At 63.3% G+C, this 12,043-nt stretch carries 12 protein-coding genes; all 12 read left to right on the top strand.

What is annotated here, in order from left to right; all coding sequences use genetic code 11:
* Positions 1-236 precede the first annotated feature (236 nt).
* Positions 237-1,193, top strand: coding sequence for an exopolyphosphatase (locus SY1_RS06775; RefSeq protein WP_208873184.1), 957 nt, complete (start codon positions 237-239; stop codon positions 1,191-1,193).
* Between the two features lie 105 nt (positions 1,194-1,298).
* Positions 1,299-1,853, top strand: a complete 555-nt coding sequence (locus SY1_RS06780) for a hypothetical protein (protein ID WP_015556583.1) — start codon at positions 1,299-1,301, stop codon at positions 1,851-1,853.
* Between the two features lie 34 nt (positions 1,854-1,887).
* Positions 1,888-3,840 (top strand): methionine--tRNA ligase, encoded by a 1,953-nt coding sequence (gene metG, locus SY1_RS06785; RefSeq protein ID WP_015556584.1) that lies wholly within the window; start codon positions 1,888-1,890, stop codon positions 3,838-3,840.
* 1 nt (position 3,841) lies between these two features.
* A complete protein-coding gene (locus SY1_RS06790; RefSeq protein ID WP_015556585.1) occupies positions 3,842-5,023 on the top strand; it encodes a DUF2157 domain-containing protein in 1,182 nt (393 codons plus the stop codon).
* Positions 5,020-5,538, top strand: coding sequence for a GDYXXLXY domain-containing protein (locus SY1_RS06795; RefSeq protein ID WP_015556586.1), 519 nt, complete (start codon positions 5,020-5,022; stop codon positions 5,536-5,538). The genes SY1_RS06790 and SY1_RS06795 overlap by 4 nt, the downstream gene beginning before the upstream one ends.
* A 58-nt stretch (positions 5,539-5,596) precedes the next feature.
* Positions 5,597-6,595, top strand: coding sequence for a dipeptidase (locus SY1_RS06800; protein ID WP_243440613.1), 999 nt, complete (start codon positions 5,597-5,599; stop codon positions 6,593-6,595).
* A 186-nt stretch (positions 6,596-6,781) separates the two neighbouring features.
* Positions 6,782-7,717 (top strand): chemotaxis protein, encoded by a 936-nt coding sequence (locus tag SY1_RS06805; protein WP_015556587.1) that lies wholly within the window; start codon positions 6,782-6,784, stop codon positions 7,715-7,717.
* Positions 7,718-7,898: 181 nt separating this feature from the next.
* A complete protein-coding gene (locus SY1_RS06810; RefSeq protein WP_208873185.1) occupies positions 7,899-8,549 on the top strand; it encodes a hypothetical protein in 651 nt (216 codons plus the stop codon).
* A gap of 69 nt (positions 8,550-8,618) precedes the next feature.
* A complete protein-coding gene (rpoD, locus tag SY1_RS06815; protein ID WP_208873186.1) occupies positions 8,619-9,758 on the top strand; it encodes an RNA polymerase sigma factor RpoD in 1,140 nt (379 codons plus the stop codon).
* Positions 9,759-9,829: 71 nt separating this feature from the next.
* Complete coding sequence (locus SY1_RS06820) at positions 9,830-10,378, top strand: hypothetical protein (protein ID WP_208873187.1); 549 nt, start codon at positions 9,830-9,832, stop codon at positions 10,376-10,378.
* Between the two features lie 38 nt (positions 10,379-10,416).
* Positions 10,417-11,454: a potassium channel family protein gene (locus tag SY1_RS06825; RefSeq protein WP_208873190.1), complete on the top strand. Its 1,038-nt coding sequence runs from the start codon at positions 10,417-10,419 to the stop codon at positions 11,452-11,454.
* A partial coding sequence (locus tag SY1_RS06830; RefSeq protein ID WP_208873192.1) for an MFS transporter occupies positions 11,441-12,043 on the top strand: 603 nt, incomplete at its 3' end. The genes SY1_RS06825 and SY1_RS06830, both read left to right, overlap by 14 nt.

Raw genomic sequence — 12,043 nt, forward strand, 5'->3', positions numbered from 1 at the left:
GGATTTGGGCGAAGGCTGAGCACTTCCGCTTCCTTTGTTTTTGAGTTACAATTAAGCGGGCGGACAGGTTCGTTGACTGCTGAGGATCGTCGGGGAGAGGTCGGGCCGCAGGGAGTGCACTGCAGCCGCGTTATGAATTGTTCACTGCCCCGCTTGTCAGTCAGAGGACTGAGAGGGCCGATGCCGTCGGGACGACGGACGGTCGACGATTGACCATTACGCGGAGGTGAATGGATGTGCGGCTTCTGACACGATCCGACTTTGATGGGTTGATGTGCGCGGTGCTCCTGAAGGAGCTGGATCTCTTCGACGATAAAAAGTTTGTACACCCCAAGGACATCCAGGATGGAGTCATCGAGGTGAACTCCAACGATATCCTGGTCAACATCCCCTATGCCCCCGGGTGCGGCATGTGGTTTGACCACCACACGAGCGAGGACTCGCGGGGAGTGATGCACCAGTATAAGTACACGGGGGCGTCCTGGCCGGCGCCCAGCTGCGCGCGGGTGATCTACGAGTACTACGGCGGCGGTCGGGGTGCCCTCGTCCGCTTCAAGGACATGGTGGTCGAGGCCGACAAGTGCGACTCGGCGCACTTCACCCGCGACGAGGTGCTGAACCCGCAGGGGATGGTGCTCCTGTCCTTCATCATGGACCCAAGGACGGGGCTGGGACGCTACCGGGACTTCCGCATCTCGAACTATCAGCTCATGGACTGCCTGATCGACTACCTGCGCACGATGTCGGTGGACGAGATCATGCAGCTGGAGGACCTCCAGGAGCGCGTTCGCCTCTACGACGCCCACAAGGACCTCTTCGTCGAGATGATGAAAAAGTACTCGTGGACCCGGAACACCGCCGTGGTCACGGACCTGCGGGGCGTGGAGGAGACCTACGTGGGCAACCGTCACGTCATCTACGCGCTCTTTCCGGACCAGAACGTCTCCGTTCGCGTCTTCGACGGGAAGAACAAGGAGTTCTGCGTGTTCTCGGTGGGGTACAGCATCCTGAACCGCACGGCGACGGTGGACGTCGGCAAGCTGATGCTGAAGCATGGAGGCGGCGGGCACCGCAGGGTGGGCACCTGTCAGGTGCCCTACGGGGAGGCCGACGCGGTTCTTGAGGACATCCTGACCGAGATCAACAAACAGAACTGGCAGATGCTGAACATCACCGGCCTGGAGGAAGGCTAGGCGGGAACCGGACGCCAGGGCCCCGAGGGCGGATTTTCTCCCAAAGAGGCGGCCCCGTTTCCGGGGCCGCTGTTTTGTCGGCGGACTCACGTTTGGAGGCGTGTCATGTTATCCTCGGATTTTCTGATGGACCTCGCCAGGCGGATTCAGGAGGGCGTGAAGCTAACGGAGCAGGAGCTGCTCAGGCGGGCCTCGGCGCCCGGAGGCGAGGGGGACGCGGCAGGTTTTTCCCCGAACGAGGCCATTTCGGGGAGGTCAGCCGACCGCGATCTGGCGGGCAACTTCGCCGCCGCCATCGCGAAGCTCCTGGACGAGGGAGACGTCTCCGAGGTGGAGCTGGCGGAGAAGCTCGGTTGCCTCGCGGAGGACGTCCACGCCCTGCGCCGCAGGAGCCCGTCGCTTCCAAGCCGGGAGCTCCTGTCCGTGCTCGCCCTGAAGCTCGCGCTGACGCCGGAGCAGGCGAAGGACCTCTTTCTGGCTGCGGGCTACGAGTTCTCGAAGTGCGAGGTCAGCGATATCGTGCTCCTCTACTGTCTGGAACAGGGCGTCTTTGACATCGACGAGGTCAACGACGCCCTGACGTGCTTCAACCTCAAGAGGCTGTCCCCTCAGGCAGCCGTCGTGGAGCTGGATCGGCGGGCCTGGGTGACCTTTCACTAACGTATCTTCAGAATCAATGTACGGAGGTCTTTTTATGGACGGAATGGACGAACGGATTTTTTACATTACGACCCCCATCTACTACGTCAACGACGTCCCTCACATCGGGCACGCCTACACGACGATCGCCTGCGACGCCATGAGCCGCTACAAGCGCATGAAGGGCTGCGACGTGCGCTTCCTCACCGGAACGGACGAGCACGGACAGAAGGTTCAGGCCGCGGCGGAGAAGCGGGGCGTTGCGCCGCAGGACCTCGTGGACCGGATACACCTCAACTTCAAGGAGCTGTGGCGCGTCCTGAACGTCAGCAACGACGACTTCATCCGAACGACGGAGCCCCGCCACGTCCGCGTCGTTCAGGACATGTTCAAGCGGCTCATGGATCAGGGGGACATCTACAAGGGGGAGTACGAGGGGAAGTACTGCGTCCCCTGCGAGGCTTACGTCCCGGAGTCCAGCATGGGGCCCGGCGGCACCTGCCCGGACTGTGGACGCCCCCTGACGGTGATGAAGGAGGAGAGCTACTTCTTCCGTGGGTCGCGGTACGTCCCGCAGCTGATCGAGCACTACGAGAAGCACCTGAAGGGCGTGATGCCACGCATCCGCTACAACGAGATCATGAGCTTCCTCAAAGGGGAGGTTCGGGATCAGTCCGTGTCGCGGACGACGCTGAAGTGGGGCATTCCCGTGCCGGGCGACGAGAAGCACGTGATCTACGTCTGGTTTGACGCCCTGATCAACTACGCCTCGGCCATCGGCTACCTGGACGACCGGTCGACGTTCGACCGCTACTGGCCCCACGTCCGGCACGTGGTGGGGAAGGACATCATCCGGTTTCACTGCGTGATATGGCCCCTGATGCTCCTGGCGCTGGGGCTGCCGCTGCCCGTCTCCATCGTCGCCCACGGCTGGTGGACCGTGGACGGGGAGAAGATGAGCAAGTCCAGGGGGAATGTGGTGGACCCCTGCAGGGTGGTGGAGGAGTATGGACTGGACCCGTTCCGCTACTTCCTGCTGCGCGAGATCCCCTTCGGGCACGACGGGGACTTCTCCGAGGCGGCGCTCGTGGGGCGCATCAACAGCGACCTGGCCAATGACCTGGGGAACCTGCTGAACCGGACGCTCAAGATGATCCAGGACTACCGCGAGGGGACGGTCCCCGCGGAATCCCTTCGGGAGATGCCTGAGGCGCGCGATCTGCAGTGCCAGGCCCAGGCGGCGCTTGAAGGAACGGATGAGGCCATGGAGGACTTCAGCTTTGACGAGGCCCTGAAGCGGATATGGTCCTTCATCGGCCGGGCCAACAAGTTCATCGACGAGACCATGCCCTGGAGGCTGGCGAAGGAGGGGAGCGGCGACGCGCTGGATTCCGTGCTGCTGAACCTCTATGAGGCACTGCGGCTCTCGGCCCTGATGGTCGCCCCCTTCATGCCGGAGACCGCCCAGAGGATATGGGGGCAGCTCGGCCTCGAGGGCGATCCCTTGAAGTGTCTCTACGACGACTTCCGGTGGGGCGCCGCGGCGGGGACGCGCGTGGGGAGGGCGGAGGTGCTCTTCCCGCGCATCGACGTCAGGGAGTGGAAGAAGGCCCACGGCGAGAAGGCCGTGACGGCGAAGGAGGACAAAGCCATGGCGGAGGAGCGCAGGGACGAGATCTCGATCGACGACTTCAGAAGGGTTGAGATGCGCGTGGCGCAGGTGGTCAAGGCGGAGGAGATACCGAAGTCCCGAAAGCTTTACAAGCTGGAGGTGGACCTAGGCTACGAGAGGCGCACCGTCTGCTCCGGGATCAAGGCGTTCTTCACGCCGGAGGAGCTCGTTGGAAAGCGCGTTATCCTGGTGACGAATTTGAAGCCGGCAAAGCTCTGCGGGATCGATAGCAACGGGATGATCCTGGCTGCCAGCGTCAAGGTGGGCGGGGAGAGCGAGGCCCTGACCCTCGTGGCCCCGGAGGGGGACATCCCGCTGGGAAGCCTCGTAAGCTGAGATGACGTCAGGAGATGAGAAGCGCCTCGTCAGCAGGGGCAACATGAGCTTCCTGCTGCGCGAGGCGGAGGTCTGGCGTGAGCTTGGCCTGATCAGCGCGGAGCAGGCGGACGGCATCCGCGGCCTGTACTCCGCGAGGCGGGGCAGGCTTCAGAACGCGCTGCTGGGGCTTGGCGGAACGCTGGTGGGGTTGGGGGTACTCAGCTTCGTCGCGGCGAACTGGCTCGACATGTCCCGCCTTCTGCGCACGTTTCTGATCCTTGCCGGCTATGCGGCGTCCCTCGTCGCCTCCTGGGGGTGCCGGGAGAGGTTCCCCCGCACCTCCCGCGCGTTTCTGCTCGTCGGGAGCTTCATCTATGGCGGCGGCATCTTCCTGATGGGGCAAATGTTCCATCAGGGCGGGGAGTGGCGCTCCGCCGTAGGGTGGTGGATTGTGGGCCTGATCCCGACCGCAGGCCTCTTTCGCGACCGCTGGCAGGCCGTCCTGCTGCAGGGGCTCACGGCCCTCTACCTCCTGTTTAACCCCTTATTTCACCCCGGACGGGTGTGGAACGTCGTCACCTGGGGGAGCACTCCGCTTTGGGACTGCCTTGAGCCCTTCCTGAGGAATCCGGACGAACTCCTCATCCTGGCGGCCCTGTGGGGGCTGTGGCGCCTGTGCGGCGGGCGAACCGTCTTTCGCCTCAACGCCCTGCTGTCGCTCCTGCTGCTTGGGGAGAGGTTTCAAGAGGGCTTCGACGACGAGATCGCCCTGCTGGCCCTGGCTCTTGTGGGGCTCGCGCTGTCCCTGCTGGCGCCGCGCAGAGAGGACCGGCCCCTGCGGAGTGACCTGGCAGACCTCGGCCTCCTGACGGCGGGGGCCTTCGGGCTCCTGCTGACCTGGTCCGACCTGTGGGCCTGGACGGGCCAGGCGCAGTTTGCGGCTGTCCTTGCCCTTGTGGATGCGGCCGTGGTGGCGGTCCTGATGCTGCTGCACCTGGGGCGAAGGCGCGGCATCAGCGTCTTCTTTCTTCTGCTGCTGATCGCCCGCTACTTCTTTGACAACTTCCTGAGGTTCACGTCCAAGGCCTGGGGCTTCTCCATCGCCGGCTCGGCCCTCCTCGCCCTGGGCTTCCTCTTGGAGCAGCGCCTGAAGCGTGGGGAGGACAACCCTGAGAAGAAAGGCGGTGACGGCGAGGCATGAGGAGCTCCCTTCGCTATCTCGCCGCGGCGCTCCTGCCGCTTTGCGTTCTGTTGTGGCTGCCCCTTGAGCCGATCTGCGTCCTGACCTGGGGGCGTGAAATCTGCCTTGCCGCCCGCCCCATTGACCCACGTGACCCCTTTCGGGGCGATTACGTTGCGCTTGAGATGGATGCCGCGTCGGTGCCCGACGCCGCCTTTCGACCGGCTTTCGAGCTGTCGGCTTTCGGCAGGGAGTGTTTCGTAACGCTTGCTCCGGAGCCGTCGGGCCTGTGGGGCCCCTCCCTGGTGACCCTGACGGAGCCCGAGGACGGGGTGTACCTGCGGGGACGGATCGACTTCAGAAAGGCCAGGAGTACGATGCACGTCGACCTTGGGGAGGGGTTGAGGCGTTTCTACGTCCCGGAGGGCACGGGACAGGCTCTGGAGCGCGCGGCCCGGGACGGAAAAAACTACCGGGCGACGGTGCGGGTCCTGCGGGGCAGAGCGGTCATCGCCGCTCTGGACGTGACGCCGTGATAACGTTCTATTCGTGATTTTTAAGACGCGATTTTTGACGCTTTGATGCGGAGGGGTTGTGGATTTGAGTTCTTTTTCGAGTTCTTTGATCGTTGACGCGCATTACGACCTTTTGATGGACGTGGCCCGCCTGCGCCGCCAGGGGGAGACGAAGGTCATCGAGAGGTTCTACCTGGACGACCTCCGCGCTGCGGGCGTGAACGTCCTCGTCTGTTCGCTCTTCGTCTCGAGCGAGTACATCCCGGAGATGGCCCTGCGCGTGGCGCTGGAGCAGATCGGCAACCTGCACGCGGAGATGCGGGAATCTCCGGGGAAGTTCGCCCTCTGCCGCACCGCCGCGGAGGCCCGGCGCGTCGTGGAGGGAGGAGGGATCGCCCTCTTCCTCTCCTTCGAGGGGGTCGATCCCCTGGGGGCCAGCCTGCAGCTCTTGTCCGTCTTCTACGAGCTCGGCGTTCGCCTCATCGGGCTCACCTGGAGCCGGCGCAACTTCGCGGCGGACGGCTGTCATTTTCACCCCCTGGAGGAAGGGCAGACCGGCGGCCTCACCGCCTTCGGCGTCGCCCTCCTGAAAGAGGCGGAGCGCCTCGGGATGATCGTGGACGTCAGCCATCTGAACGACGTCGGCTTTGAGGACGTGTTCCGCTTCTTTGGTGGGCCCGTCATCGCCTCCCACTCCAACAGCCGGTCCGTCTGCCCCGTCGCGCGGAACCTGACGGACGACCAGATCCGCAGGCTGGCGGCGCGCGGCGGCGTCATGGGGCTCAACAACTCGACGTCCTTCGTGCGGCAGGACGACTTTCCCCCGGACGAGCCCAGGTGGCTCGGCCTTCTGAAACACGCACACCACGTCGTTGACCTCGTGGGAGAGGAGCACCTGGGACTTGGGCTGGACCTCTGTGAGTTCAGCAAGCCGGAGGACTGTCGAACCCACAGCGTCTTTCCGACGTACCGGCATGTCGTCCCCTTCGTCGAGGCGCTGCGCCGGGAGTTCCCGGCGGGGGCCGCGAGGGGTATCCTGGGCGAAAACTGGATGCGGGTTCTGGAGACCCTGGGCTGACCGAGGGGCTTTAGCGGATACCCCCCCCCTCGAAACGATGACGATGCGCCGAGGCGTGATTTTCTGGCAATCCATTTGGCGGTTTGGGCGATGTAGTGGTAAGATAAGCTTTGACTAGACGTTCACGTCCGAGTGCCCTCGCAGATGGCGAAGGGGCATTTGTCGTTCAGGAAACGAGGGGTCTGAATGCAGGAAGTTAAGAAGGTTACAACTGAGGTCGGCACCAACGAATGGCAGCTTGTCGTCTTTGTGCTGGGGGACCAGTCCTTTGCGATCAACGTCGATAAGACGAGAGAAATCCTGCGATGGCCCGGATGCCGTGCGATCCCCGACGCGCCGGCGGCCCTGATTGGGATCACCTCGGTGCGGGGGGAGGTCCTGCCGATGGTGGACCTTCGCGTCTTCCTTGGAATTCAGCCGGTGACCGCCATAGAGCAGAGCAAGGTCATCATTGCCGAGTTCAACGAGGTCAAGCTGGGCTTCGTCGTCGATGCCGTGGAGAGGATCTACCGCATCAAGTCCGAGGACCTCGACTCCACCATGACGGGCAAGTACCTTGGGGACTGGATCCTCTACGTCATCAAACGGGATAGCCGCAACGTCCTGCTCCTCGACTACGAGGCCATCGTCCAGACGATCAGCCCTCAGCTCGTGATCCAGCACAACGCGGCGGACTCGGCGAAGACCCGGGCCATGCTGGAGGACGTCGGACACCCGGCGGACTATCGCATCATCGTCGCGGAGGACTCTCCCCTGATCCGCAAGCAGGTCGAAGACGCCCTCACCGCCAGCGGCTTCACGAACCTGAAGATCTGTCCGGACGGAAAGGTGGCCTACGACGCCATCGTCAAGGACAGGGAGGACTGCGATCTCCTGATCACGGACGTGGAGATGCCCCGGCTGGACGGGCTCACGCTGACCCGCCGCATCAAGGAGAACCTGGAGACGAAGAACATCCCCGTCGTCGTCTTCTCCTCGATCATGGCGAACGACATCAAGAACAAGGCCGCGAGCGTCGGCGCGAACTATCAGGTCACGAAGCCCGAGATCAATCAGCTGGTGGAGTGCGTCGTGAAGGTCATCAAGGAGAAGGAGGAAAAGCGGGTCGCGGTCGGGGAGTAGGCCGTAACCGACGGGATGCTCCGCGCTTCGAACCGCCGTTCCGCCAGCACGAGGCGCCTTTGCCTTGTGCCGTGCGTCGTTTGAAGCGGCCCTCCGAAAAGCGTCTGCGGAAAGCCGTGCCGACAGGGAAGCGAGAGCTCCGTCAGGCGCGGCCCCAGTACAAAAACGAAAAGAGGTCGCCTTGCTGCCCTACTGGAATTCGGACCTGGCCCTGGAAATTGCCCCGTGGTTTCCCTTCGGCGTGGACTATCAGCCGATCTCGATCAACCGCCTCTACAGCCCGCAGCTGAAGCAGATCGCTGCCCGCTGTCTTGAGCTGGACAGCGAGTTCTTCTTCATGTCCTCCCTGCGGGCGGGGTGCATCGGGAGCCTGGTGAGGGATAACTTTTACAGGGATGAGCCCTTCAGCTTTCCGACGTTGGGCTTCCTGATGATCCTGGGGTATTCCCCGCGCATGGAACGCCTGGTGGGTTCCCTTTTGAAGGGGCCGGAACACGAGAAGCTCTCTGCCGGCGTCGCCTTTTGTTCCCTGTGGAACGACAGCATCCTGCTGGGGTCGATGAAGGTCATCGCGGTGGTGAGCCAGGAGCCGTTCTTCGACGAGGCGGATTTTCTGAATGGCTTTGAAAAGCGGCTCTTTGAGGCAAAGGGAGAGGACGAGGTCCCCTTTTTTGCCGAAAAGTTTGGGTATCGTCGGTTCTGTGTGCCCTATGAGACGGACGATCCCCTGCAGCTCAGGATCCGTCAGTTGCTTTACGAAATGGAGTTCGCGGAGACGAGGCAGATGGTGGGGCCGTCCCCGGAGAGCCGGTTTCCGCAATTTTTGGGATGACGCCGGAACGGGCTCGCAGCGGTCTGGCCGCTGCGGGTTGAGGAGCAGTCCCTGAGAAAAACTGGAGGTATGGCTGTGCAGGACGATAGAGAGCCGCTGGAGAAGACGGACGATACCCCGCAGAATGAGGCTGCGTACCTGGGCAAGGTGCGCAGCCTGGTCCACGAGGGGCAGGGACGCGGCTTCGTGACCAATCGAGACATCGAGAGGCATATCCCCGTGGAGGCCTGGGACTCCGATACGCTGGACAACATCCTGAGCAACCTTCAGGAGATGGGGATCGAGGTCGTCGAGGAGGAGAAGCTGGACAAGATCTCGCCGACCACCGCCGGACACGATGAGTTTATCCCCGCGCTGGACGGGGACCTGGGCAGGCTGGATGACATCCCTCTGACGGACCCGGTGAGGATGTACCTGCGGGAGATCGGGAAGGTCCCGCTCCTGACGGCCGCCGAGGAGGTCCAGCTGGCAAAGCAGATGGAAGAGGGCAACGTCAAGTCGAAGCAAAAGTTGATAGACGCCAACCTACGCCTCGTCGTCAGCATCGCGAAGAAGTACATCGGCCGTGGGATGCTCTTTCTGGACCTCATCCAAGAGGGAAACCTGGGACTGATCCGGGCCGTCGAGAAGTTCGATTACCGGCGCGGTTTTAAGTTCAGCACCTACGCCACGTGGTGGATTCGGCAGGCGATAACGCGGGCCATCGCGGACCAGGCGCGGACCATCCGCGTCCCCGTCCACATGGTGGAGACCATCAACAAGATGGTGCGCGTCTCGCGGCAGCTGGTGCAGCAGTTGGGGCGGGAGCCGACGGACGAGGAGGTTGCGCGGGAGATGGGCATCGACCCGTCCCGGGTGGAGGAGATCCGCCGCATCTCGCAGCTCCCGATCTCCCTGGAGACCCCCATCGGCGAGGAGGAGGACAGTCAGCTGGGCGACTTCATCGAGGACCATGAGCTGCCCAGCCCCGACGAGGCAGCGGCGGGGCACCTCCTGCACGAGCAGATCGAGGAGATGCTCTCGAACCTTTCAACCCGCGAGCGGGAGGTCCTGCACTTTCGTTTTGGCCTTGAAGACGGACATTCCTACACCCTGGAGGAAGTGGGACGTAAATTCAACGTGACCCGGGAACGCATCCGGCAGATCGAGGCCAAGGCGCTTCGAAAGCTTCGTCAGCCCAGCCGGAAGCTGAAGGATTTCCTGGATTAGGAGGCCTTGGGGCCTGGCGTCGTTGTGAGTGTGCTCTGGCTCTAATGTGATATGGTTCGGAGGCGATGTGATTGCAAAGGATGAGAGTGATCCGCGTTCTGTTTTTGGCTGCATTGATGGTTTTTTGTCTCGCCTGTGTGGCGCCTGGGGCGGTTCGCCCGAAGCGCAGCGCTACGCGCGACACCCAGGAGAGGGCCGCTGCCGCGCGGGCGGCTGAGGAAAAGTTGACGGGCGACGTGGGCCGGGGATCGGATCTGGCGGCGATTAGCACCCCGAAAAAGACGGCCACCACCTTTACGGGCTTCCCTGCGGGGACGCTCCCCGGAAACGGTGGAAGGAGTGCTGAAGTCGCCGGGACGAAGGAAAACGACGCGGCCCCCTCGCGGGTCGCGCTGGTGGGAGACCCTCTCATCGCCCCGATCAGCGATGCGAACGTGGGCGACAAGCTGGATAAGCTCGTCATGATTGCGGATCACGTGGGCTACACCCTCGTGATGCGACCGCGGTACCGGCCCCGTTCCCTCCTGGAGCCAGCCTATTCCTATTACCTGATGCAGGGGAGGCGCAGGCTGAAGACGCTCTTTTTTGACCGACAGCTGAAGTTGGTCCTGATGAACTGACGCGGTCCCGTGGAATGAGCGTCCGCTTCACGAAGACCGTGAAAAATGCAAAACGGGGGATCGCTCTCTCCAGGAAGTTCAAGCACCGTTTTCTTGGGGCTGCGGCGATCCTCCTTCTGCTGCTCACTCTCGCCACGCTGCTCGTGTGGTGGCAGGAGGACGGGCTCAAAGGGTCCTTCTGGGGGGCCTTCTGGAGTGTCCTCTTCACGTTGATAGGGCAGGGCGAGTTTGCGTCCCACCCCCAGACCTTCGTGGGGCGCATCATCGTCTTTTTCCTCTCGATCTTTGGCGTAGCCCTCTTTGGGGTTGTCTTCGCGGAGGTGATGCAGCGCCTGATCAACAGCCGGCTGAAGGAGATGTTGGGCATGAGTACCTGTAAATTTCAAGGGCACGCCGTGATCTGCGGCTGGAACACGCGGGGGCCGTACCTCGTGCGGCAGCTCATGGCATCGGGGAGCGAGATCGCCGTCGTGGCCGAAGAGCGGCCGACGGGCCTTCATGCCGACGTGTTCTTCGTTCAGGGCAACCCGTCGGACAGGGATTCCCTGCTCAAGGCGGGAGTCGAGCGCGCCAGGGCGGCGGTCATCCTCTGGGACCCGAAGTTCGGGGACGACGACTCGCGTGCCATCCTGACGGGCCTGGCCGTGGAGAGCAGCGCGCCGGAAATTTACTCCGTCATGGAGCTCCACAACCCGGAGAACGAGCGCTATGCCCGTTACGCCCACGTGGACGACATCCTCTACACGGACAGCCTCATCGCGGACATCACGGGGATCTGCACGCACTTCGAGGGCATCTCCTCCTTCATCAAGGACATCCTCTCCACCTCGGACGACGGGCACAGCTTCGCCTCCTTCGACGTGCCTCCGGAGTTCGAGGGAAGGACGATGGAGGAGCTCTTTGCCCACTTCCGCGCCCAGGGGACGCTGCCCGTCGGCGTGATCGTCCCGCCCGCGGAGGACCGGGAGGCCCTGGTCTCCCAGTGGATTTCCCACGTGGACCCGCCGCTGGACGGCATCGTCTCGCTGCCGATGAAGGCGGTCTGCATTCGGAGGAACGCCCATGGGCGCGTGTGATCGGGAGGGGCAGGGCCTGATTGCGGGCGCGCAGGGGAGGCGCGCGTCGCTTCTGCCGGACGTTCGGGTGTTCCTCATCTCCCTGGCCCATGGGATCAACGACATGTACGCGGCGTTTCTGCCCACGTTCATTCCCTATATCAAGGCGTCGCTGGGGCTGGACTACGCTCTCTCCGGGATGTTGAGCATGATCGTCGGCTTCTGCCACATCATCGGGCAGCCGGTCATCGGCTGCTTGTCGGACCGTTTGAGTCGCCCGTGGCTGATCGTGATCGGCCCCATCCTCTGCGGGACAGGAGCCGTGATGATCCCCAACGCGGGGAGTTACGGAGGGGCGCTTTTCGCAGCGGGGCTGTGGGGGATCGGCAGCGCTCTGTACCATCCCCAGGGCAGCGGCGGCGTGGGGTACGTCTCAAGCCCGGAGAAGCTCCCGGCCTCCCTGACCCTGTTCAACATCATGGGGACGCTGGGCGTGCTGGTCAGCCCCGTGGTCGCCATCGCAACGGTGAGGAGCCTGGGGTATGAGGGGCTTTGGATCACGCTCGTGCCCCCCCTCCTGCTGGCTCCGCTCTTGTGGTTTTGTATGCCC

Source organism: Fretibacterium fastidiosum (assembly GCF_000210715.1).
Lineage (GTDB): Bacteria > Synergistota > Synergistia > Synergistales > Aminobacteriaceae > Fretibacterium > Fretibacterium fastidiosum.